We start from the raw sequence: 22805 nt of genomic DNA on the forward strand, positions 1-22805 counted from the left end.
CTGCGGGGTCCGCCACCAAAAACCGCGCGAGCGGCATGCCTTACACAGCCGCGAGCGGCGTTCTCGCAGGACCGCTAGCGGTCCTGTTTCGTCGTCGGCGCCTTCGGGAGAGCGCCCGAGACACGCATGACGTTGTAGACGCCGGTCAGGAAGCCCAGCATCAGCAGGACGATCAGGCCCCAGGGTTTCGTCCCCAGGAAATGATCGCACATCCAGCCGAGAATGCCCCCCGCCAGGACGCCGGCGATGAACTCCGTCGAGAGCCGCATCGCCTGGCCGAGAGGAGAGGGCCCGGTCGAAGAACCGGGACGCGGCGAAGGACCGGGAGGGGCGCTCGGCCGCTTCCGCTCGATCTGCGTCTCGAGACGTCTGAGCCTCTGGGAGAGGTCATCGTCCCGCGCTTGCTCCCTTTCGGCCCCGCGCTCACCCCCTGCGTCGTTGCCGCTCATACGCGAAAACTCACATTGGCGAGAGCGGAGAGAACCGGCCGGGACGCCTCCTTCAAGCGGGCGGCAACATAGTTTCGCCCACCTTGGGTGTCAAGGCGACCCCGGCACGGCTTAACACATTGCGCCCGTTCGCAAATTCGTTGTTTTGCTTGCGTGCCGAAAAAGCGACGCGTCAGGCGCCGAGAATCGGCTTGATCACCTTCTCCATGCCCTCGATGGACATCTCGCCGGTGTAGCGCTCGCCGTTGATGAAGAAGGTCGGCGTGGAATCGACCTTGAACGTGTCCATGCCCTTCTGCTTCACCGTGTTGATCGCACCGTAGAGCTTCTGATCCTTGAGGCAGGCCTCGAACTTGTCCTTTGAGAACCCGGCCTGGCGCAGCATCTGCTCCAGGGCATCCACGGGCGATTGCGGCTTCTGCACGTAGGCCCAGGCCTGCTGCTGGTCGAACAGCAGGTCGGTGATGGGGTAGTACTTCGCATCCCCGTCGCAGCGCGCCAGCATGAAGGCGGCGGTGGCGAGCGGATCGAGGGGGAATTCGCGCAGGGTGAAGCGCACCTTGCCGGTGTCGATGTAGCGCTCCTTGAGGAGCGGATACGTCGTCTTGTGGAAGGCGGCGCAGTGCGAACAGGTCATCGAGGCGTACTCGATGATCGTCACCTTGGCGTCCTTCGGTCCGAGCCAGACGTCGCCGAGGGGCCCGGGCTCCATGAGGGTCGAGAGGTTCGCCCCGCCCTGCGCGAACGCATCCAGGGTGAAGCGGGGCAGGAAGGCCGCCGCGCCGATGGCGAGGCCGGTGGCTTTGAGTGCGTCGCGCCGGGTGATCATGGTCGTGACAGGCTCCGCGTGCGGGCAAACGTATGGTCTGACGCCTGCGGTAGAATCTGCGGGCCGTCCTGACAAGGCGCGCGGCCGCCCGTCTCAGCGCCGGGGCACGGCTTTGTGGGCCGTGGCGACCACCGCCGTGCCGAGGCGGTCGAGGGCGTCGCGCAGGGCGTCGTCGTCGATCGTCCGGACCGCGAGCGCCACTTCGCCGCGGCGGACGGGATCGACCACGGGCGGCGGCACCGTCCGGCCGATGCGGTCGACCCGGCCCTGGCGCATGACGATCTTGGCGACGCAGGCCCAGCCGTAATGGGCGTTGACCCGCTGGATCACGATGGGAGCGAGGTGCTGGAGTTCGAGGGCGAACACGCCCTCCACCCGCACCACCAGGGTACCGGGATCGGGCCGGCCCTCCTCCTCGCGCCGGCGCCGGCGCGGCCATTCGAGCTTCGAGGGCTGGCAGTAGCGCGCCAGGCGCTCGCCGACGATCTCGGGCCAGGCGGCCAGGATGTCCGTGGAGGCGAAGCCCTGCGCGGCAAAGGCCGGGCCGATGCAGGCATCGAGCAGTTCGGCCAGGGGCTTGACCCGCGCCATGCGCAATCTTCCGCTCTCCCACCGACGATCCACCCGGTATCGCGCCCGAATGGTTAGCACGGCGTTCCCATGGGGTCGAAGGACCGGTTGGATGCGCCCGCCCGCCGGGGTAAGGACGGGCGCCCATGCCAGTGCCGAGCCCCGTGACCGACGCACGTTCCCCGCCCCCCCGGGCCGAAGATCTGCAAGCGCCGCGGGCCCAAGCGCCGCAGGCCGAAGATCTGCAAGCGCCGCAGGCCAAAGACCTGCTCACCTGGTACGACCGGCACCGCCGCGTCCTGCCCTGGCGCGCCCTGCCGGGCCAGACGCCGGACCCGTACCGGATCTGGCTCTCGGAGGTGATGCTGCAGCAGACCACCATCGCGGCGGTGAAACCCTACTTCCACAAGTTCCTGGAGCGGTTTCCGAGCCTCGACGCCCTGGCGGCGGCGCCCGAGGAGGCGGTGATGTCGGCCTGGGCCGGGCTCGGCTACTATTCGCGGGCGCGCAACCTCCATGCCTGCGCCAAGGCGGTCTCGGCGGCGGGCGCCTTCCCCGACACCCTGGTGGGCTTGCGCAAGCTGCCGGGAGTCGGCGCCTACACGGCCGGCGCCATCGCGGCCATCGCGTTCGACCGCCCCGAGGCGGCCGTCGACGGCAACGTCGAGCGGGTGATGACGCGGCTTTTTTCTATCGAGACCCTGATGCCCGCCGCCCGCGCGGAGGTCCGCGTCGTCACGCAGGCTCTCGTGCCGCACGACCGCCCCGGCGACTTCGCCCAAGCCGTGATGGATCTCGGCGCCACCATCTGCACGCCGAAGCGCCCGGCCTGCGCCCTGTGCCCGTGGATGGCCCCGTGCCGGGCCCGGGCCGCCGGCACGCAGGAGACGTTTCCGCGCAAACTCAAGGCGGTGAAGGGGACGTTGCGCAAGGGCGCGGCCTTCGTCGCCGTGCGGGCCGGCGACGAGGCGATTCTCCTGCGCACCCGCCCACCCGAGGGCCTGCTCGGCGCCATGGCCGAGCCGCCCATGAGCCCGTGGGAGCCCGATTACGACCCGGCCCAGGCCTTATTGGACGCGCCCCTCGACGCCCGCTGGAAGCGGCTGCCGGGCCTCGTGCGCCACGGCTTCACCCATTTCCCCCTGGAGCTGACGGTCTTTCTCGCCCGCGTGGCACTCAGCACGCGGGCGCCCGCCGGCATGCGCTTCACGCCCCGGCGCGACCTCGACGACGAGCCCCTGCCCGGCGTGATGAAGAAGGTGCTGGCCCACGCCTTCGATCCGAAGCCCGAGCCGGTGAAGCGCGGGCGCCCGAAGGCCCTGCGGATCATTCCCGACACGCCGCTCTTTTCGGAACCGGAAGAGGAGGCCCCGCCCCCCCCGCCGCCGAGCTTTCGCCCGGTGCCGAAGCCGGCGCCCCGCGCCGTCGTGGCGCCGGCGGTCGAGGACGGGGAGGGGTTTTTTGGGGAGCCGGAGGAGGCGGCTCCGCCCGAGGCGCCGCGCAAGCGCGGGCGGCCGAGAACGCGGAGATAAGGCCGGGCGCGAACCCTCCCCCCTCTGCGGGGGAGGGTGCCTGCGGAGCAGGCGGGAGAGGGGAAGCCCCATCCGAATGCGGCGCTCCCCTCATCCGACCCGCTAACGCGGGCCACCTTCTCCCGCAGAGGGGAGAAGGAAACGCGCCAGGCGTCAGTTCAAAAAATCAGGCCGCCGACCCCATGGCCGCCCGCATCCGCCCCCGGAACACGTCGATGACCACGGGCTTGCCGTCACGCGTCGCGTGCCAGAAGTCCCAGCCGTTGCAGGCGGGCAGGCCCTGCACGAGGGCGCCGATCTTGTGGATCGAGCCCGAGGCCGGGCCGGCCATGATCGTTCCGTCGGGGCGCACCACGGCGCTGTGGCGGCCGCGCGCGTCCGTGAGGGTCTCGCCGGCGCGGATGTGTCCGGCTTCCAGAACGCTGAGGAAGGCGACGCGGGGCTCGGCGCGCTTCGTCGGCGCCACCATGAGGGCCGCCTGCGACAGGGGCTCGACGGCGTCGATGCGGGCGCGGGCCGCGTCGGCATAGACGGTCTCGCGCTCGATGCCGATGAAGCGGCGGCCGAGGCGCTTGGCCACGGCCCCGGTGGTGCCCGTGCCGAAGAACGGATCGAGGACCACGTCGCCGGGGTTCGTCGCCGACAGGAGCGTGCGGGCGAGCAGGGCCTCCGGCTTCTGGGTCGGGTGGACCTTCAGGCCGTCGGCGCCCTTGAGGCGCTCGTCGCCGGTGCAGAGGGGGATGAACCAGTCCGAGCGCATCTGGACGTCGTCGTTGCCGCCCTTCAGCGCTTCGTAGTGGAAGGTGTAGCCCTTCGACTCCGCAGAGCGCGAGGCCCAGATCAGGGTCTCGTGGGCGTTGGTGAAGCGCTTGCCCCGGAAGTTCGGCATCGGGTTGGCTTTCCGCCAGACGATGTCGTTGAGGATCCAGAACCCGAGGTCCTGGAGCGCGCCGCCGACGCGAAAGATGTTGTGGTAGGAGCCGATGACCCAGAGCGTGGCGTTCGGCTTCATCACCCGGCGGGCGGCGGTGAGCCAGGCGCGGGTGAAGGCGTCGTAGGCGGCAAAGCTCGAGAACTGGTCCCAGGCGTCGTCGACGGCATCGACGCGGCTCTGGTCGGGCCGCAGGAGCGAGCCCTCGCCGAGCTGGAGGTTGTAGGGCGGATCGGCGAACACGCAGTCGACGCTTCCCGCCGGCAGGGCGTTCATGGCGGCGATGCAGTCCCCGACGAGGATTTCGTCGAGGGGAAGACGCTGGACGGAGGGTACGAGACCCATCCGCGGCGCCGACACGAGCCGCCCGGTACGCGAGACATTTTTCCGGGCGGCGGTGCCGGCAACCACGGTACGCGGGGAAGCCATGGCAAACACCGGTTACGCGACTGACAAGGCGGACCATGGGGCCGTTAACGTAAAGGGCGGGTTGCCGGGTTGAGGCGAATGCGTCTCGATTTGGGGCTGCAGTTTTTGCCGGGTGCGTTGCCGGTTCCGCCCACAGGCTAAAACATCCGGGCGAGACAGACGGCAGCGGCATGTTTCCGTGATCTTTCGAGACTTGCACGGGATATGGCGCGTGTTTCTCAAGTCGACCGGACGGCGACGGGTGGGGGCGTCCCCGTGCTCCGTTGCGGGAAAGCGGAGATCGGGCCGCCGCCACGAGGAAAATCTTTCGTTCTTCTGGCCCCCGCAGCCTTGCATAGCTGGGTTTCGCCTCGCGCAAGGCGGTTTTGTTCCCGGTCCGGGCCGGGCTGGGGTGCACACGGCGGCGGGTACACCCGCGACAGTATTCGCCTGACAGGAATGATGTTTTCGACTTCCACACAACGATCCACAACAGATCCCAGCACAACTTACAATAAACCCCGATCTCTAGCCTCATATGTGTCCGGAATTGCCTCATTTCGAACGGTCTCATTTTGGCCCCGTTCGAACTCATTTTGCCGGCCATCCGAAACAACCGAGCAAGATCGAATGAACATCAAGCCCGTTCGCGTAGCCGCCCTCGTTGGAACCGCCGTGACCCTCGCCAGCCTGCCCGCCGCCGCCCAGAGCGGCGCCGCCTCGTGGTACGGAAGCGGCCGTCAGACCGCCAACGGCGAGCGCTTCAACCCGAACGGGATGACGGCCGCCCATCGCAGCCTGCCCTTCGGCACCCGCGTGCTGGTGCAGAACAAGCGCAACGGCCGCTCCGTGGTGGTGCGCATCAACGACCGGGGCCCGTTCGTGCGCGGCCGGATCATCGATCTCGCCAAGGGCCCGGCCCGCGCCATCGGCATGGGCGGCGTGACCCACGTGGCCCTCAGCGTCGTGCATTGACCGGCCCACGCTGAACCGTCCTGAGTGTCTCTCACAAAACTCCCGCTGCACCGTTGATCTCAGAGCGAGAACCGTCCGGGATCGGGCGTTGTGTGAGGCACTCTGAAAATGGGTCCATCGGCGGTCGCCGGCGTTGTCTCGCCGGCGGCCGTCCCCATTTTCGGGGCAGGCCCAACCCGTGCAGGATTCCGATGCCGAAGCCCTTGATCGTCGAAATTCCGCATGAGCTCGGTCTGGCCGAAGCGCGCCGCCGCATCGCCGACGGCCTCGATCAGGCCCAGGGCCTGCTCGCCAAGACCGGCATCGCCATCGACAAGATGGCCTGGACCGACGATCGCCTCGACTTCGCCATGGCGGCCATGGGCCAGAAGGTCGACGGGCAGGTCGACGTGCGGCCCGAGACCGTGCGGGTCGAGGTGCGGCTGCCGCTGCTGCTGGCCCTGTTCGCCGAGCGGATTCAGAAGAAGCTCGGCCAGGAAGGCAATCTGCTCCTCACCAAGAAGTAGGCGGGCGGAACCGGCGCCGCGGGCGCCCGTTCCTCACGCCCGACCTTTCGCGAGGCTCCCATGTCCAATCCAGGCTCCCCGATCCCCGAAGCGCCGGTGCCCGAGACGCCCTACGAGGCCCCGCAGACGCCGCCGCCCGGCCCCGATCTGCCGGAGCCCGAATTTCCGGGACGCTCGCCGACGGAGGCCCCCGACGTGACGCCCGACGAGATCCCCGTGACCGATCCGGGCGTCGGCCCCGATGTCGGCCCCGCGCCCACGGGCCCCGCCAACCCGACCATGTAGGACGCGGCCCCTCCGGCGCCCGAACCATTTGTTCGCGGGCGCCGGCACTGCCATAAGCCCGGCCATGGCCGCTCCCCCGCTTCTCACCCTCCAAGACGTCGCCCTCACCTTCGGCGGCACGCCGCTGATCGAGCGGGCCGAACTCGCGATCTCGCCCGGCGAGCGCACCTGCCTCGTCGGCCGCAACGGCTCGGGCAAGTCGACGCTCATGAAGATCGCCGCCGGCCTGGTCGAGCCTGACAAGGGCGTGCGCTTCGTCCAGCCCGGCACCACCATCCGGTATCTCGCCCAGGAACCCGATTTCTCCGGGTTCAAGACCACCCTCGATTTCGTCGAGGCCGGGCTCACCCACGGCGACGAGGCCTACCGCGCCCGCTACCTGCTGGAGAGCCTCGGCATGACCGGGGAGGAGGACCCGATGCGGCTCTCGGGCGGCGAGGGCCGGCGCGTGGCTTTGGCCCAGGCGCTCGCCCCCGAGCCCGACGTGCTGCTTCTCGACGAGCCGACCAACCACCTCGACCTGCCGGCCATCGAATGGCTGGAGGCCGAACTGAAGAGCGTACGCGGCGCCCTCATCCTCATCTCCCACGACCGGCGCTTCCTCTCGGCCCTGTCGAAGACCACCGTCTGGCTCGATCGCGGCACCACCCGGCGGATCGAGCAGGGCTTCTCCACCTTCGAGGCGTGGCGCGACGCGTTCTTCGAGGAGGAGGAGCGCGACCGGCACAAGCTCGAGCGCAAGATCGCCGACGAGGAGCATTGGCTGCGCTACGGCGTCACGGCCCGGCGCAAGCGCAACGTCCGGCGGCTCGGCAACCTCCATCAGCTCCGCAAGGACCGGCGCGAGGATCGCCGCCCGGTCGGCACCGCCACCATGAGCTCGACGGAGGCCGACCCGTCGGGCGCCCTCGTGGTCGAGGCCAAGGGCGCCGCGAAATCCTACGGGGAGCGCACCATCGTCACCGACCTGTCGATCCGGGTGATGCGCGGCGACCGCCTCGGCATCGTCGGCCCCAATGGTGCGGGCAAGACCACCCTCATCAACCTGCTCACCGGACAGCAGCCGCCGGATTCCGGCACCATCGCGCTGGGCACCAACCTCAAGATGATGCTGCTCGACCAGACCCGCGCGGTGCTGGAGCCGTCCATGACGGTCACCGAAGTGCTGACCGGCGGCAGCGGCGATTCGGTGACGGTCGGCGGGGTGAGCCGCCACGTCATCGGCTACATGAAGGATTTTCTGTTCGCCCCTGAACAAGCCAGGACGCCGGTGAGCGTGCTGTCCGGCGGCGAGCGCAACCGCCTGCTCATCGCCCGCGCCCTGGCGCAGCCCGCCAACCTGCTGGTCCTCGACGAGCCGACCAACGACCTCGATCTCGAGACCCTCGACCTCCTGCAGGAAATGCTGACGGATTACTCCGGCACCCTGATCCTGGTGAGCCACGACCGCGACTTCCTCGACCGCGTCGTGGGCAGCGTCCTCGTCAGCGAGGGGGAGGGCGCCTGGATCGAGTATGCGGGCGGCTACACCGATATGATCGCCCAGCGCGGGGAGGGGGTGCAGGCCCGCACCGTCGCCTCGACCACGCGGGCGGGCCGGGCCGAGCAGCGCGAGCGCGGCAAAGCGCAGGAGGCCGCGAAGGCGGAGTCAGCCCCGCCCAAGGGCAAGCTCAACTTCAAGGACCAGCACGAGCTGAAGACCCTGCCCGAGCGGATCAAGAAGCTCGAATCCGACATCGGCAAGCTCCGGGCGGTGCTGGCCGACCCGCTTCTCTACGCCCGTGATCCGGCGCGCTTCTCCAAGGCATCCGGCCTGCTCGGCGAGGCCGAGACCCAGCTCGGCCAGGCCGAGGACCGCTGGCTCGAACTGGAGATGCTGCGCGACGCCTGACGGCCTTCATGATGCCGTGAAAACCGTGTGGTGTCGTTCGCTTCGCGAAAAGCCGCCTGCCACCGGGATCGAACGTGTCCGCCTCTTCTTCCGCCCTGATCCGTCGCACGGGCTGGCTCGTCGGCCTACCCGGCCTCGCCGTGATCCTCGGCGTCGCCGTGCCCCTCGTGACGCCGCCCTTTGAGGCCCGCCTCGACGCGGAGGCGGGCATCGTCGTGCGCGAAGCGGCGCCGGCGGGCACCGAACCGTGGCTGCGGGCCGTCGCGCGGGGCCGTGACTTGCTCGTCTCGGGGGAAGCCCCCGATGCCGCCGCGCGCGACGCCGCCCTGGCGCGCCTCGCCGCCCTGCCGGGTCTGCGCCGGATCGAGGGCAGCCTCGGCCTCGTCGAGACCGCCGCCCCGTTCGTCTGGACGGCGACGCGCACGGGGCCGGACCGCATCGCGCTCACCGGCAACCGCCCGGCCGAGATCGGTCCGCACGCCCTCGCCGACCGGCTGGCCCCGGCGCTCGCGGCCGGGACCCGGATCGACGACACCGCCCACGCCGCCTACGGCGCGCCGGCCGAGTTCGGGCCGGCCGCCACGGAGGCAGTCGCCGCCCTGAAAGCCCTCCAGCCCGGCGCCCGGGCCGAACTCGCCGACACCCGCCTGTCGATCCAGGGGGAGGCGATCTCCACCGAGGACGAGGCCGCCCTGCGCGCGGCCCTCGCGACGCCGCCGACGGGTTTCACCCTCGGCACCATCGAGATCCTGCCCGCCAAGGTGCCGGACTTCACCTTCGGCCTCGTGCGTGCCCCCGGGGGCGCCCTGACGCTCACCGGCCACGTCGTCTCGGAGACCGCCCGCGCGGCGCTCCGCACCCGCGCCGCGGAGATCGCCGAGGGCGCCGGCATCCTCGACGAGACCCGCACGGCGCGCGGCCTCGACGCCCGCATCGATCCGGCCAGCCTCACCGCCTTCGCCCTGCGCCTCGCGGCCCTGATCCAGGAGGGGGACGTCACCTTCGCGAACGGTGCGATGTCGGTCACGGGGGTCGCCCTCGACGGTCAGGCGGTCGACGAGATCGCCGCCCTCCTGCGCGACGGGCGCCCGGCCGGCGTCGGGGCCGGTCCCGTCCGCCTGGAGACCCGGCCGCTCAGGCCCTACCGGGTCCAGCTCCGGCGCGAGGCCGACAGCGTGACCCTGGGCGGCCACGTGCCGGATGCGGCCACCCGCGAGCGCATCCTCGCGGCCCTGCGCCCGCGCTTCTTCCGCGAGCGGATCGTCGACCGGAGCCGCGTGGCCGAGGGCGCGCCCGACGGCCTGACCGGCGCCCTGGAGGCGGGCATCGCCACCCTGGCGGTGCTGGCGCGGGGCGAAATCCGCGTGGCCGACCGCGCCCTGACGCTCACGGGCGACAGCCTCTACGCCGAGAGCGCCCGGCGCCTGGAAACCGACCTGCCCCGGGCCCTGCCCGCCGGCTGGCGGGGCGAGGCCGCCATCGCGGTGCCGGGCGTCGCCACCGGCCCGGCGCCGGAGGCCTGCGCCGCGCGGTTCACCGCGCTCGAGCCGCCCCAGGCCCTGCGATTCAGCCCCGGGAGCGCCACCCTGACGGCGGCGTTTTATCCCTTCCTCGACACTGTGGCGGCCTGGGCCAAGGCCTGCCCGGCGGGGCGCATCGCCGTCACGGGCCACGTCGACCCGGCCGGCGGCCCGCCGGCCCCGAAACCGGTCCTCGACAGCGCCATGGAGAGCACGTCCTCCGTCGAGGCGAAGGCCACGGGCGCGAAGGCACCGGCGAAGGCGTCCGAGATAAAGCCGGGCAAAACCAAGCCCGAGGCGGCCAAGCCCGCGAAGGCTGCGGGCGCCAAGAATACGGAGGCCAAGAGTACGGAGGCCAAGAGTACGGAGGCCAAAGCGGCCACCGATCAAACACCCGCCAAGGCGGACGCGCCGGCCGAGCCCGAGGCGGACCTGCCGCGGCAGCGCGCGCTCGCCCTCGTCGAGTACCTGATGCAGGCCGGCGTGCCGCCGGACCGGATCGCGGCCGATCCGGCCGGGCACGGTCGCCCCCCCGCCGAGGGCGTCGGCCTGGCCCTGCGCCCGTGAGGACTCCGTCGTGATCGCCCTTCTGACCCTGATCGGGCCGGCCCTGGTGCTCGGCTTCCTCCTCGGGACGGTGGTGGGCCGCCGCGCCGGACTGCCACGGACGCGGATGAGCGTGGCCGGCGCGCTCGCTCTGGTGCTCGTTGCGGCCGTCGCCGGCGGATTGAGTGTCGCCGGCCTCGTCCCGGGCCGGCCCGGCCTGTGGGTCGAGGTCGGTGCCCTGCTGCTCGCCGCCTACCTCGCCGGCACCGGCCTCGGGGCGGTCTCCGTCCGGCGGCGGACGTCCGCCTGAGCCTGAACGGTCGAAACCCGACGCCGGGGCCCGTCCGCTCGCGCCCCGTTGCAGGCCTTGGGAAGGTCCGCTTCCAGGCTGTCGAGGGGGCAGAGGTTGACGACCGCGTTGGGTGAAGTTTTGCCGGTCCGCTTCGGGGCAGCAGATTGTCAAAGCGGACACTCAGCCAATTGCTTGCCGCGACGGAAAGCTGTTGCTTGTATCAGGCGCCCGTCTCCTGGGCGCCGCGCGCATTACGCCGGATAACCTGTGGAGGTTGCCCGAACGCCCGAAGGAAGGCGCGACGCATCCGGTTGCGGTCCGCGAAACCGGTCTGGTCGGCGACGGCGTCGATGGGATGCCGGCTGCGCTCCATCAAGACCCGCGCGGCCTCGACCCGAAGGTTCTCGACGGCCTTGGCCGGCGACTGGCCGGTCTCCGCATGGAAGACGCGGCTGAACTGGCGCGGACTGAGGCGGGCGGCCCCCGCCAGCTCTTCGACCGACAGCGGTCGATGGAGATTCTGTTTGGCGTAGGTCAAGGCGGACTGGATGCGGTCCGATTTGGCATCGAGGTCGAGCAGGGTCGAGAACTGCGACTGCCCCCCCGCCCGGCGATGGTAGAGCACGAGCTTCTTGGCAACCGTCTGCGCCATCTCAAGTCCGAGATCGGCCTCGATCAGGGCGAGCGCGAGGTCGATGCCGGCGCTCATGCCCGCCGACGTCCAGATCGGCCCGTCGTTGATGTAGATGCAGTCGACGTCGGCCGAACACTTCGGGAATTGGCTCTGCAACTCCCGGGCGTGCATCCAGTGCGTCGTGACCCGCCGGCCGTCGAGCAGTCCAGCCTCACCGAGGACGAAGGCCCCCGTGCAGATCGCGGCGATGCGCCGGGTTTGCGTGGATGCGCGCCGTACCAGGTCGAGGAGGCCGGGCGTCGACGGACGCACGAAAGTGCCGCCGCCGACGACGATCGTGTCGAAGGCGGTCTCGCCGAACGCTTCCGTCTCCACGGTCATCCCGGCGGAGGTGCGGACCGGTCCGCCATGCTCGGAGACGAGGTGGATGTCGTAGGTCGTCTCATCCCCGACGAGATTGGCCATTTCGAAAGCCGGCACGGCCGCCAGCCCCATGAAGGAATAGCCCGGATAGAGGACGAAGCCGACGCGCTGCATGCTCGTCTCCTGGTGTCTTAAAACGATGCAAACATGACATTTGCGTCGTAACGCGTCAACGATAGTGTCTCCGCATCGAACGCCGACACCCGCCGACGTGAAGGAAGCGGAGAGCGACCATGTTCGATCGAAACAGCAAAACCTTGATGCGTGCCTTGGCCCTCGCCGCGTCGTGGGCGGGAGGGGGCGTCGCCGGCGAGACGGCTTCGGCACAGGAGGTCATCTTGCTCGAAACCATTGGAGCGGTGCGCATGGCGCCACCCGAGGAGGTCCGGCGAACGGCGGCCGAGCAGGCGTCCGCCCGTCTGCGCGCACAGGACCGGCCGCGCCGTGAGGAGCAGGAGGCGTCGGCGCGCTGACAAGCCGAACCATTGCATCGTGCCGCTCAAGTGACACGGCGCGATGGCCGAAATCGACGCATCTTCGACATTTCGGGTATCGGCGCGCGGGCGTACCGTCCGAATGACGACGCCGACAACCAAGCAGCGGAGAAACAAGCCATGACCACTCAGACCAGCCGAGGCCTTGCCGTCGTGACCGGCGCATCCGCCGGAATCGGTGCCGTCTACGCCGACCGCCTCGCCAAGCGAGGCTATGATCTTCTCCTCGTCGCCCGCAACGAAGAGCGCCTGCACGCGCTGGCCGATCGCTTGGCCAACGAGACGGGCCGCAGGATCGAGCCGTTCAAGGCCGATCTGGGCCGCAAGGAGGATCTCTCACGGCTGGAGGCTCGTCTGCGCGAGGATGCGAGCATCACCCTGCTGGTCAACAACGCCGGCATCGGCTCCGTCGCTTCGATCCTGACGGGCGAGGTGGAGGAGATGGACGCCATGATCCAGCTCAACATCACGGCGCTGACACGCCTCACCTACGCGGCTGCGCCGTCCTTCGTCGCGCGTGGATCGGGAACCATCATCAACATTTCGTCCGTCGTCGGCATCGCCGCCGAGGCGCTCAACGGCGTCTACAGCGCCTCGAAGTCCTACGTCCTCAGCTTCGGTCACTCGCTTCAGAAGGACTTGGCGGACAAGGGCGTGCGCATCCAGACCGTGCTGCCCGGCGCCACGGCGACCGAGTTCTGGGACGTCGCCGGCTATGCGGCTCAGAAAACGTCCTCGACCACCATGTCTGCGGCCGATCTGGTCGATGCCGCGCTGATCGGGCTCGACCAGGGCGAACGTGTCACCATACCGGGACTGCAGGACCTCGGCGACTGGACCCGATGGGAGGAGGGCCGCCGTGCGATCTCCGCCCAGTTCGGCAACGCCAAGCCGTCGTCGCGCTACGGGCTTGCGACGGCGAACGCGGCCTGAACCCGAGAGACGACCATGCCGTATCTCCAGCTCGACGTGACCGGCAGCCACTCCGTGGCAAGCAAGAAGCGCCTCGCTGCGCAGATGAGCCTGACCTATGCCGAGATGATGTCCGTCGACATCAGGCGGATCAGCGTCGCTATTCGCGATCTCGGCGAGGGAGGCGTGTGGCGGATACCGGTAATTGGTGGCGAGCCGGTGCCGGTGTCCGTGATGATGCTGGATATCCGACGAGGCCGCTCAGCCGAGTTGCGGATGGAAGTCGCCAAGGCGCTGTGCGCGCACTGCATCACGATCCTCGGCCTCCACGAGGATCGGCTCAACGTGGAATTCACGCAGCATGCCGGGAACGAGATGTATCATCCCGCTCTCGGGGGCTACAGTCCTGACTGGGCGCCGGATGAGCAATGACGTTGCATCGCAGGTAGCCTTGCGCACGTCTGAAGGTCTGCTTCCACAGTTGGCATTGACCAACCGCTACAGCAACGTTGGGTTGGAAGCGGCGTGTCCGCTTCGGGGCGAAGGGCCAATGACCGCTCACCATCCGGCCCGGCCGCTCCAAACGGGTCCCGAGCGTCGGCGCTCTTCCACCGGCCCCAATGTCCCCCGTCAGCGCGCCCCGCGCTGCAGATCCCCGTCGATGAGGAGCGCGCTCTTGGTGTCGAGGCGGGTGCGGTAGATCTGGAGGTTCTCCATCACCCGCTGGACGTAGTTGCGGGTCTCGGTGAAGGGGATGCGCTCGACCCAGTCGATGGGGTCGATGCCGGCCTTGCGCGGGTCGCCGTAGGCGTCGATCCACTTCTTCACGTTGCCGCCGCCGGCGTTGTAGGAGGCGAAGGCGAGGATGTAGGAGCCGCGCCAATCGTCCATGAGCTCGCCGAGATGGGCCTGGCCGAGGCGGGCGTTGTAGGCCGGATCGCTGGTGAGGCGGTCCTGGTCGAAGGCGGCGCTCACCCGGCGGGCCGTGCGCTGGGCGGTGGCCGGCATCATCTGCATCAGACCGCGCGCGCCGACGCTCGATTGGGCGAGGGGGTCGAACTGGCTCTCCTGCCGGGCGATGGCGAAGACCATGGCCTTCTCCACCAGCGGCACGGCGGACGAGGCCTCGTAGGCCGGGATGCCGATGGTCGGGTAGGCGTGGGCGTCGAGCGGCAGGCCGCGCTGCACGGCGATCTTGCCGATGGCGACGAGCGCCCGGGCGTTGCGGACCTCCGCCGCGATGTTGCCGAGGGCATCGAGTTCGGCCGGATCGGTGAGCTTCGTCGCCGCGTCGATGTAGAGCGGCAGGGCCAGGTCCTTGAGGGCGGCCGCCTCCAGCATGCGCAGGGCCCGGACGGAGAACCGGTCGGCGAAGGCGGCACGGGCCGGGGCGTCGAGCTCGGGGATCGAGCGGAGCGACAGGCTGGTCCGGCCGAGCTTCGCCCGGGCGAGCTGGCCGTAATAGGCGATGGGCTGGAGGGCGGCGCGCTCGTAGGCGGCCTTGGACACGTCGGTCCGCCCCTCCGCCTCGGCGGCGCGGCCCTGCCAGTAGGCGGCGCGGGCCTGGGAGATCGGCGTCTCGGCGATGGCGGCGGCGGCGTCGAAATGACGGCCCGCCGTCGCGGAATCGTCGAGGAAGCGCAGGGCGATCCAGCCGGCGTGGAACTCGGCCTCGATGCGCTTCTCCACCGTGCGGGCGCTGTGGCGGCCGGCGACGAGGTAGGCGGTGCGGGCGTCGCCGAGATCCACGAGCTTGCGCGCGACGATCCGGCGCTCGACCCACCACTCGTCGCCGTCGACGAGGACCTCCGGGTTCGTCGGCGCGACGGAGAGCAGGGCAGCGGCCTCGGCGTACTTCTCCGTGCGGCGCAGGTGCTGCGCCCGCGACAGGATGTAGGACGAATCGCCCCGCAGGGACGGCGGCACGGCGTTGAGGGCGGCGGGCGCCGACGAACTCTTGTCCTCCACGGCGCGGCGGGCGCGGACCAGGGTGGCGTAGCCGCCGCCCGCGAACGCGGCGGCGCGGCCGGCGGTCTCGTAATCCTCCTTGAGGAGGGCGCGCTCCATACGGAAGCGATGGTCGATGCGGGTGAGCACGCCCGGGAAGGCGTCCATCACCTTGGTCTCGAGGCTGCGTCCGAAGGTCTCCGAACGCCAGAGATCCCGCACCAGGGCGGCGGCGTCCGCGTCGAGCCCGTCGGCGCGGAAGGCCAGGGCCAGGGCGAATTTTCCGGGCGCACTCGCGGGCTTCGACGCCGCGAAGTAGGCGCGAACGATGGCCGGTCCCTTACGCTCGATGAGCAGGGCCTCTTCCGCCCGGCGGCGCAGGAGCGGGCCGGCCGGCCAGTCGGGATTGGCGCGGGTGAACGCGATGGTGCGCTCGAAGCCGATCCCGGCGCCGGCCCGGATGGCGACCCATTCCAGAAGCGCGCGGGCGGCCGGGTCCTTGAAGCCCTCGCGCAGGCGGTCACCCTCCGCGACTTTGCCCTTGCGGTAGGCGTCGATGGCCTGGCGCAGGGCCGGCACGTCGATGTCGGGGGCGATGCGCGCGGCGCGCGCCGGGTCGGGCAGTTCCGGAACCGGCGCCACGGGCGACACGGCGGCATCGGGCAGGGGAAAGGCGATGCCGGCCTCGGGGTCGGCCGAGGCGTAGGCCTTGGCGGACGCGGGCAGGGACGCGGCGGGGGCCGGAGCGGCGGGCGTCTCGGCGCTCTTGGCCTCGATCTTCAGGGCGTCGGCCGCCACGGGATCGGGCGATTGGGCGTCGGTCAGGACCCGCGACGGGGCGGCGGCGTCGCTCACGGGCAGCGGTTCCGATCCCGCCGCGAACACGCCGGACGCGACGAGCGTCCCGGTCAGGACCGTGCCGGCCAGGGCCGTTCCAGCCAGGGCGAGGGCCAGGGCGGCGCGATGCGAACACGTCCGGAACACCATGGTCTCACGAATCCCTGCGAGTGCGGGCGTCGTTCAAGCTCATCCAAAGGGCGTTAAGAAGGCATTAACCGCGTGAACGCAGCGTTTGCGCCCGTGCGGCCGAGGCCTTATGTCTCGCCGCCTGATGCGGGGCCGCTGCCGGCGCCGAACGAGACCCCAGGGCTGGGAACGCCAGGATGACCGACACGACGACCGGGCGCCTGAAGGGCGCGATGACCGCCCTGGTGACGCCGTTCCGGGACGGCGCCTTCGACGAGGCCGCGTTCCGCACCTTCGTGAACTGGCAGATCGAGCAGGGCATCCACGGCCTCGTGCCCGTCGGCACCACGGGCGAGACCCCGACGGTGACCCCGGCCGAGCACGACCGCGTGGTCGAGATCTGCATCGCGGAGGCCGCCGGGCGCGTGCCGGTGATCGCGGGCGCCGGCTCGAACTCCACCGCCGAGGCGGTGGAGCGCGCGCGCCATGCCGAGAAGGCCGGCGCCGACGCCGTGCTGGTGGTGACGCCCTACTACAACAAGCCGTCCCAGGCCGGACTCTACGCCCACTTCAAGGCGGTCAACGACGCCATCGGCATCCCGATCATCCTCTACAACATTCCCGGCCGCTCCATCGTCGACATGAGCGTCGAGACGATGGCGCGCCTGTACGAACTGAAGAACATCGCCGGGGTGAAGGACGCGACGGCCAAGCTCGACCGGGTCAGCCTCCAGCGCCAGGCCATGGGGCCGGACTTCATCCAGCTCTCGGGCGAGGATGCGACGGCGCTGGGCTTCAACGCCCACGGCGGCTGCGGCTGCATCTCCGTGGTGTCGAACGTCGCCCCGCGTCTCTGCGCCGACCTGCAGGAGGCGACGCTGGCCGGCGATTACGCCAGGGCGCTCGCCCTGCAGGACATCCTGCTGCCGCTCCACACCGCGATGTTCATCGAGCCGAACCCGGCGCCGGCGAAGTACGCCCTGGCCCGCCTCGGGCACATGCGCGAAGACCTGCGCCTGCCGCTCCTGCCGGTGGGCGACGCGAGCAAGGCGGTGATCGACGCCGCCCTGCGCCATGCGGGCCTCCTCGACGGCTGATTTCCGTCTGGCGCAATCGGCCCGGACGGACCATATCCCCTATCTCCCAGATACCATGGCCCGGCCGCATTCCCGCGGCCGGCCTGAATCGACGATGTGATGGCACCCAAACCCGATCCCGACCGCCGCGTCGTCGCCGACAACCGCGCCGCCCGCTACCATTACGAGATCACCGACACCATCGAGGCCGGGCTCGCGCTCACGGGCACCGAGGTCAAATCCCTGCGCAAGGGCAAGGCCACCATCGGCGAGGCCTATGCCGGGCCGTCGGGGTCCGACCTGATGCTGTTCAACGCCTACATCCCGGAATACGTCGAGGGAAACCGCTTCAACCACGAGACCAAGCGCCCGCGCCGGCTCCTGCTGCACCGCAAGCAGATCAACAAGCTCATCGGCGCCACCCAGCGTGACGGCTTCACCGTGGTGCCCCTGAAGATCTACTTCAACGAGCGCGGCCGGGCGAAGATCGAGCTCGGGCTCGGGCGCGGCAAGAAGCTTCACGACAAGCGCGAGGCGACGAAGCAGCGCGACTGGGAGCGCGACCGCGCCCGCATTATGCGCGACCGCGGCTGATCGTTTCGCGATTGGCGCGCGGGTCGGAGCGGAGATAGGCTGGCGGCCCGTGATGCTCCCGGATCGCCGCGCATGAACCCCGATTTCGCGTCCCTGCCCGCCGACCTGCCCGTGCCGGAGGATGACGGCGCCGCCCGCCACCTTTTCGGAGCGCGGGTGCCCGACGTGTCGCTGGAGGCGACCGACGGCACGCGGGTGTCCCTCGGCCGTCTGACGGGCCGGGCGGTGGTCTATGCCTATCCGCGCACGGGCGAGCCCGGCCAGCCCACCCTCGTGCCCGACTGGGATGCGATCCCGGGCGCGCGCGGCTGCACGCCCCAGGCCTGCGATTTTCGCGATCACCACGCCGAGCTGATCCGGCGGGGCGTCGCCCATGTCCACGGCCTCTCAACGCAGACCAGCGCCTATCAGCGCGAGGTCGCGACCCGCCTGCACCTGCCGTTCACCCTGCTGGCCGACCCGCACGGCGCGCTCGCGCGGGCCATGACCCTCCCGACCTTCACGGCCGGCGGCCTGACGCTCCTGCGCCGCCTCACCCTCGTCCTCGACGACGGCCGGGTGACGAAGGTGTTCTATCCGGTCTTCCCGCCCGACCGCAGCGCCGAGCAGGTGCTCGCCTGGCTCGACGCGGGGGCATAGGCCGAACGGAGAGGGCACCCTGGCGTTTCGGCCGATATGTGAAAACAGTCGTTCTTATAGCGCCTGCGGAGATCCGCTCGGTCTGTGTCGAGCGCGGGTCCCCTCTCCTGGAAGGAGAGGGAGCCTGTCGCGCCAAGCCGGTGCAAGATGTGATCAACCGAAAACAGTGTTACCCCTCCGGGGTTTCCTCGCCCTGCCTGATCCCGTAGCGGGTCTCGAGGGCGGGACTCGGGCGCGCCGAGCGCTCCGGGGTCTCGCCGCGCGAGCGGGTCCCGGTGTCGCCGGGGCCGGACACGGGTCGGTCGGGCGTGGATCGCACGTTGCGCTCGCCGGGGTCGCGCCCGACGCGGGGGATGAGGTGGACGAGGTCGAGGAACTCGTCGGCCTGTCGGCGCAGGTCGTCGGCCACCATGGCGGGCTGGGTCTGGATGGTGGAGACCACGGTCACCCGCACGCCCTTGCGCTGCATCGCCTCGACGAGGGAGCGGAAGTCGCCGTCGCCGGAGAACAGCACCATGTGGTCGATGCGGGGGGCGAGTTCGAGGGCATCGATGGCGAGCTCGATGTCCATGTTGCCCTTGATCTTCCGGCGCCCGGCCGAATCGACGAACTCCTTGGCGGGCTTGGTCACGACCCGGTAGCCGTTATAGTCGAGCCAGTCGATGAGCGGGCGGATCGACGAGTATTCCTGATCCTCGACCATGGCGGTGTAGTAGAACGCCCGGATGAGGTTGTCGCGCGCCTGGAACTCCTTCAGCAGCCGGCGGTAATCGATGTCGAAGCCGAGGGCCTTGGTCGCGGCATAGAGGTTGGCCCCATCGATGAAGAGGGCGCTGCGCTGTTGTGCGCTCATGAAACGATCCATTTCCCGGTATGAATGCAGGCCACACCCGCACCAGACGCCATGCTATCTGTCGAGTTTCGCAAGATAGACTGAGTATTTCAGTTGAACCTGACCGAATTTCAAATCATAGAAATCGAAAAAATGCCGATGGCTCGATGGCGCGCGGTCGAATAAACAGAGCCAATAGGTCGTGTTCCAGACCTTTGTCAAGAGAGGCAAGTATTAGGTGTAAACTCAGAACGTTTCACGGCCTAGTTTTAGATCGGACCCGGAAATAAATCTCAGGCTACGCCGACGGGCCGTCCTCATCGGCGCAACTCCGCCGGAGCGATGCCGCCGGAGATGGGCTCAGACCAAATCCGGCTGATCCCGTCGGGAGAGCGGATTGGAGCTCCCCTCGGACGCCGCGCGGGCGCGTCCGATCCAGCCGCCGCTCCGATCGAGGGGCGGCCGTATCACGGCTTCAGGGCGACCCGGCTGCCGGGTTTGACCGCCGGGAGCGCGGCGAGTTCGGGCGGCAGGGCGTCGGCCGGGTAGGCCGGGATGTCGAGGGTGACGAGGGTGACGAGCGGCAGGCCGATCTCGCCGCGCCCGCCCGAGCGGTCGATGAGGCAGGCCGCGCCCACGATCTCGCCGGGCTCGCCCGAGAGGGAAGCGAGGCATTCGCGGGCCGAGAGCCCGGTCGTAACGATGTCCTCGACGATGACGGCGCGCGTCCCCGCCGGGATGCTGAAGCCGCGGCGCAGGGTGAAGGGGCCGCCGGGGTCGCGCTCCACGAAGATGGCGCGGGCGCCGAGGTGCCGCGCGGTCTCGTAGCCCGGCACGATGCCGCCGATGGCCGGCGAGACCACGATGTCGATGGGCCCGAACCGCTCGGTGATCGTGGCCGCGAGCGCCCTGCACAGGCGCTCCGTGCGCACGGGGTCCGAGAAGATCGCCATCTTCTGGAGGAACACCCCGGAATGCAGGCCGGAACTGAGGACGAAATGCCCCTCGAGGAGGGCGTTCGCGTCGCGGAATTCGGCGAGCACCTGCTCAGGGGTCATGGTCGGCTCCGAGGATTGGCTGGAATTCGGCCGTGTGTAGGCAACGGCGGGGGGCGGGCGCAAGCGGAGGCGTCACCCGTTCACCCGGTCCACCCGCGCCACGGTGCGCTTGCCGCGCAGCTCCGCCACGATGGCGTTGAGGTGCTTGAGGTCCCAGACGGCGAGATCGATGACGATCTCGGTGAAATCCTGGGTCTTTCGCTTCATCGACAGGTTGTCGATGTTGCCGTCGTGGTCGGCGATGACCTGGGCGATGGAGGCGAGCACGCCGGGCTCGTTGATGGACTGGAGGGCGAGGCGGGCCGGGAAGCGCTCGCTGGCGCCGGCCTCGACGTCCCAGCGCACGTCGAGCCAGCGGTCCGGCTCGTTGTCGAAGGCGGCCAGAGCCGCCGACTGGATCGGGTAGATGGTCACTCCGATGCCCGGCGTCAGGATGCCGACGATGCGGTCCCCCGGCACGGCCCCGCCATTGGGCGCGAAGCTCACCGGCAGGTCGGTGTCGAGGCCCCGGATGGGAATCGCGTCGGGCCGTCCGGCCTCGACCGGTCCCTCCGGGAAGGTCAGACGCATGGTCTGGTCCTTGGAGAGGCTGAGGCGCCCGGCGCCCCCGGCGGCGGGCTGCTGCAGGGGGGCCGGCGCCGTGCGGCGCTCGTCCTTGTGGTCGGGATAGACCGCCCGCACCACGTCGCCCGAGAACATCTCGCCCCGGCCGACCGCCGCGAACACGTCCTCGGTGGAGGTCCGGGCGAGGCGCGGCAGGGCGCCGCGCAGCTTGTCCTCGGAGAAGCTTTTCGCCGCCCGCTCGAAGGCCCGGTCGAGGATCTGGCGGCCGAGGCCGGCATATTGCCGGCGCACGGCCGAGCGCGTCGCCCGGCGGATGGCCGCGCGGGCCTTGCCCGTCACCACGAGGGATTCCCAGGCGGCCGGGGGCGATTGCCCGTCGGCGCGGGCGATCTCGACCTCGTCGCCGTTGACGAGTTCGTGCAGGAGCGGCGCCATGCGGCCGTTGATCTTGGCGCCCACCGCCGAGTTGCCGACATCGGTGTGGACGGCGTAGGCGAAATCGATGGGGGTGGCCCCGCGCGGCAGGGCGATGAGCCGGCCCTTCGGCGTGAAGCAGAACACCTGGTCCTGGAACAGCTCGAGCTTGGTGTGCTCCAGGAACTCCTCCGGGCTGTCGCCCTCGGCCAGCAATTCGATGGTCCGGCGCAGCCACTGGTAGGCGCCGCTCTCGGTGGCGAGGCGCGGATGGACGCCGCCGACCTCGTCCTTGACGCCCGCCTCCTTGTAGAGGGCGTGGGCGGCGATGCCGTACTCGGCGATCTCGTCCATGGCGGCGGTGCGGATCTGCAACTCGACGCGCTGGCTCTTCGGGCCGATCACCGTGGTGTGGATCGAGCGGTAGTCGTTCTGCTTCGGCGTCGAGATGTAGTCCTTGTAGCGCCCCGGCACCATCGGCCAGGTGGTGTGGACGACGCCCAGCGCCCCGTAGCAATCGGCCAGGGAGTCGACGATGACGCGAAAGCCGAAGATGTCCGACAATTGTTCGAAGGCGACGGACTTGCGCTCCATCTTGGCCGAGATCGAGTAGGGCCGCTTCTGGCGCCCGGTCACCGCGGCGGTGATGCCCTGCGCGGCGAGCCGGGCGGTGAGATCCTGCTCGATGCTCTCGACGAGGCGCTCGGACTTCTCGGACAGGTCGGCGAGGCGCTGCGCGATGGTGGCGTAGATCTCGGGCTTGAGATTGCGCAGCGCCAGGTCTTCCAGCTCCTCGCGCAGCTCCTGCATGCCCATGCGGCCGGCGAGCGGCGCGTAGATGTCGAGGGTCTCCTCGGCGATGCGCTCGCGCTTGTCCACGCGCATGTGGTGGAGGGTGCGCATGTTGTGCAGGCGGTCGGCGAGCTTCACCAGCAGCACGCGGACATCGGCCGCCACCGCCAGCAGGAGCTTGCGGAAGTTCTCGCCCTGCGCGGCACGCTTCGAGACCAGGTCGAGGCGCTTCAATTTCGTCAGGCCGTCGACCAGCGCACCGATCTCGGGGCTGAAGATCGCGCGGATCTCGTCGAGGGTGGCGGCGGTGTCCTCCACCGTGTCGTGCAGCACGGCGGCCACGATGGTGGCGTCGTCGAGCCGCAGGTCCGTGAGGATCGCGGCGACCTCGAGCGGGTGCGCGAAGAACGGGTCGCCGGACGCCCGCTTCTGGGTGCCGTGGGCGCGCATGGCGTAGACGTAGGCGCGGTTGAGCAGGGCTTCGTCCGTGGCGGGGTTGTAGCGCTTGACCCGCTCGACAAGCTCGTATTGGCGCATCATCCGCGAGTGAGACCCTTTTCGGACTTGGGCTTCGGACTTGGGCTTCGGACCTGGACTTCGGACTTGAGCGCCCGCGTCACGCGGGCGGAGGCGCAATTTGTCCCGCATCGCACGCGCCCACGCCAGCCCTCAAGCGCCGCAGGCCGAGATTTAAGACGCTGCAGGCTCGCGTTTTCGGCCCGACGA

At 69.9% G+C, this 22805-nt stretch carries 22 protein-coding genes; 13 read left to right on the forward strand and 9 right to left on the reverse strand.

The genetic code is table 11. The features are described from left to right. Positions 1-74: 74 nt before the first annotated feature. The 3 genes from MKK49_RS12125 to MKK49_RS12135 all read right to left on the reverse strand — a co-directional run bounded on the left by MKK49_RS12125 (position 75) and on the right by MKK49_RS12135 (position 1869). Entirely contained in the window at positions 75-449 is a 375-nt protein-coding gene (locus MKK49_RS12125; RefSeq protein WP_244028654.1) for an AtpZ/AtpI family protein, read from the reverse strand. A 172-nt stretch (positions 450-621) separates the two neighbouring features. Beyond that, positions 622-1278 (reverse strand): thioredoxin domain-containing protein, encoded by a 657-nt coding sequence (locus tag MKK49_RS12130; protein ID WP_244028656.1) that lies wholly within the window; start codon positions 1276-1278, stop codon positions 622-624. Positions 1279-1371: 93 nt separating this feature from the next. Further along, positions 1372-1869, reverse strand: coding sequence for a DUF721 domain-containing protein (locus MKK49_RS12135; protein WP_056092428.1), 498 nt, complete (start codon positions 1867-1869; stop codon positions 1372-1374). A 221-nt stretch (positions 1870-2090) separates the two neighbouring features. Here MKK49_RS12135 and mutY point away from each other — a divergent pair, with 221 nt between their 5' ends. Beyond that, the gene (mutY, locus tag MKK49_RS12140) at positions 2091-3380 is read left to right on the forward strand and encodes an A/G-specific adenine glycosylase (RefSeq protein WP_244028793.1); all 1290 of its coding nucleotides are present in this window, start codon (positions 2091-2093) and stop codon (positions 3378-3380) included. 166 nt (positions 3381-3546) lie between these two features. Here mutY and MKK49_RS12145 read toward each other — a convergent pair whose 3' ends face one another. After that, the gene (locus MKK49_RS12145) at positions 3547-4740 is read right to left on the reverse strand and encodes a site-specific DNA-methyltransferase (protein WP_279595480.1); all 1194 of its coding nucleotides are present in this window, start codon (positions 4738-4740) and stop codon (positions 3547-3549) included. 609 nt (positions 4741-5349) lie between these two features. On the opposite strand from MKK49_RS12145, the gene MKK49_RS12150 reads away from it, so the two are divergent. The 6 genes from MKK49_RS12150 to MKK49_RS12175 all read left to right on the forward strand — a co-directional run bounded on the left by MKK49_RS12150 (position 5350) and on the right by MKK49_RS12175 (position 10752). Then, positions 5350-5694, forward strand: coding sequence for a septal ring lytic transglycosylase RlpA family protein (locus tag MKK49_RS12150; RefSeq protein ID WP_244028660.1), 345 nt, complete (start codon positions 5350-5352; stop codon positions 5692-5694). Between the two features lie 191 nt (positions 5695-5885). Beyond that, positions 5886-6200: a polyhydroxyalkanoic acid system family protein gene (locus tag MKK49_RS12155; RefSeq protein WP_244028662.1), complete on the forward strand. Its 315-nt coding sequence runs from the start codon at positions 5886-5888 to the stop codon at positions 6198-6200. A gap of 60 nt (positions 6201-6260) precedes the next feature. Next, a complete protein-coding gene (locus MKK49_RS12160) occupies positions 6261-6485 on the forward strand; it encodes a hypothetical protein (protein ID WP_244028664.1) in 225 nt (74 codons plus the stop codon). 64 nt (positions 6486-6549) lie between these two features. Further along, entirely contained in the window at positions 6550-8376 is a 1827-nt protein-coding gene (locus MKK49_RS12165; protein WP_244028666.1) for an ABC-F family ATP-binding cassette domain-containing protein, read from the forward strand. 74 nt (positions 8377-8450) lie between these two features. Further along, positions 8451-10463, forward strand: coding sequence for a hypothetical protein (locus MKK49_RS12170; protein WP_244028667.1), 2013 nt, complete (start codon positions 8451-8453; stop codon positions 10461-10463). Positions 10464-10473: 10 nt separating this feature from the next. Further along, complete coding sequence (locus MKK49_RS12175) at positions 10474-10752, forward strand: hypothetical protein (protein ID WP_244028669.1); 279 nt, start codon at positions 10474-10476, stop codon at positions 10750-10752. Between the two features lie 202 nt (positions 10753-10954). Here the strand turns inward: MKK49_RS12175 and MKK49_RS12180 are convergent, their stop codons facing one another. Then, positions 10955-11905: a GlxA family transcriptional regulator gene (locus MKK49_RS12180; protein WP_244028671.1), complete on the reverse strand. Its 951-nt coding sequence runs from the start codon at positions 11903-11905 to the stop codon at positions 10955-10957. 119 nt (positions 11906-12024) lie between these two features. On the opposite strand from MKK49_RS12180, the gene MKK49_RS12185 reads away from it, so the two are divergent. The 3 genes from MKK49_RS12185 (at position 12025) to MKK49_RS12195 (ending at position 13629) form a co-directional block, all read left to right on the forward strand. Next, a complete protein-coding gene (locus MKK49_RS12185; protein WP_244028673.1) occupies positions 12025-12264 on the forward strand; it encodes a hypothetical protein in 240 nt (79 codons plus the stop codon). A gap of 141 nt (positions 12265-12405) precedes the next feature. Continuing rightward, positions 12406-13218 (forward strand): SDR family NAD(P)-dependent oxidoreductase, encoded by an 813-nt coding sequence (locus MKK49_RS12190; protein ID WP_244028675.1) that lies wholly within the window; start codon positions 12406-12408, stop codon positions 13216-13218. A gap of 15 nt (positions 13219-13233) precedes the next feature. Continuing rightward, positions 13234-13629 carry a tautomerase gene (locus tag MKK49_RS12195; RefSeq protein ID WP_244028677.1) on the forward strand — a complete coding sequence of 132 codons (396 nt, stop codon included), beginning with the start codon at positions 13234-13236 and terminating at the stop codon, positions 13627-13629. Positions 13630-13827: 198 nt separating this feature from the next. Here MKK49_RS12195 and MKK49_RS12200 read toward each other — a convergent pair whose 3' ends face one another. Then, positions 13828-16131, reverse strand: coding sequence for a lytic transglycosylase domain-containing protein (locus tag MKK49_RS12200; RefSeq protein ID WP_244028679.1), 2304 nt, complete (start codon positions 16129-16131; stop codon positions 13828-13830). A gap of 176 nt (positions 16132-16307) precedes the next feature. On the opposite strand from MKK49_RS12200, the gene dapA reads away from it, so the two are divergent. The 3 genes from dapA to MKK49_RS12215 all read left to right on the forward strand — a co-directional run bounded on the left by dapA (position 16308) and on the right by MKK49_RS12215 (position 18419). Further along, on the forward strand, positions 16308-17207 hold the full coding sequence (gene dapA, locus MKK49_RS12205) for a 4-hydroxy-tetrahydrodipicolinate synthase (protein ID WP_244028682.1): 900 nt from the start codon (positions 16308-16310) through the stop codon (positions 17205-17207). 99 nt (positions 17208-17306) lie between these two features. Then, a complete protein-coding gene (gene smpB / locus MKK49_RS12210) occupies positions 17307-17780 on the forward strand; it encodes an SsrA-binding protein SmpB (protein WP_244028684.1) in 474 nt (157 codons plus the stop codon). 72 nt (positions 17781-17852) lie between these two features. Further along, a complete protein-coding gene (locus MKK49_RS12215) occupies positions 17853-18419 on the forward strand; it encodes a peroxiredoxin (protein ID WP_244028686.1) in 567 nt (188 codons plus the stop codon). A gap of 169 nt (positions 18420-18588) precedes the next feature. On the opposite strand, the gene MKK49_RS12220 is transcribed toward MKK49_RS12215, so the two are convergent. From MKK49_RS12220 to MKK49_RS12230, 3 genes are all read right to left on the reverse strand, one after another. Next, positions 18589-19272, reverse strand: a complete 684-nt coding sequence (locus tag MKK49_RS12220) for an NYN domain-containing protein (RefSeq protein WP_244028688.1) — start codon at positions 19270-19272, stop codon at positions 18589-18591. Positions 19273-19718: 446 nt separating this feature from the next. Then, positions 19719-20309 (reverse strand): orotate phosphoribosyltransferase, encoded by a 591-nt coding sequence (gene pyrE, locus MKK49_RS12225; RefSeq protein ID WP_244028691.1) that lies wholly within the window; start codon positions 20307-20309, stop codon positions 19719-19721. Positions 20310-20381: 72 nt separating this feature from the next. Further along, the gene (locus MKK49_RS12230) at positions 20382-22619 is read right to left on the reverse strand and encodes a RelA/SpoT family protein (protein WP_244028693.1); all 2238 of its coding nucleotides are present in this window, start codon (positions 22617-22619) and stop codon (positions 20382-20384) included. Between the last annotated feature and the right edge of the window lie 186 nt (positions 22620-22805).

Source organism: Methylobacterium sp. J-090, from assembly GCF_022829345.1.
Classification (GTDB): Bacteria; Pseudomonadota; Alphaproteobacteria; order Rhizobiales; family Beijerinckiaceae; genus Methylobacterium.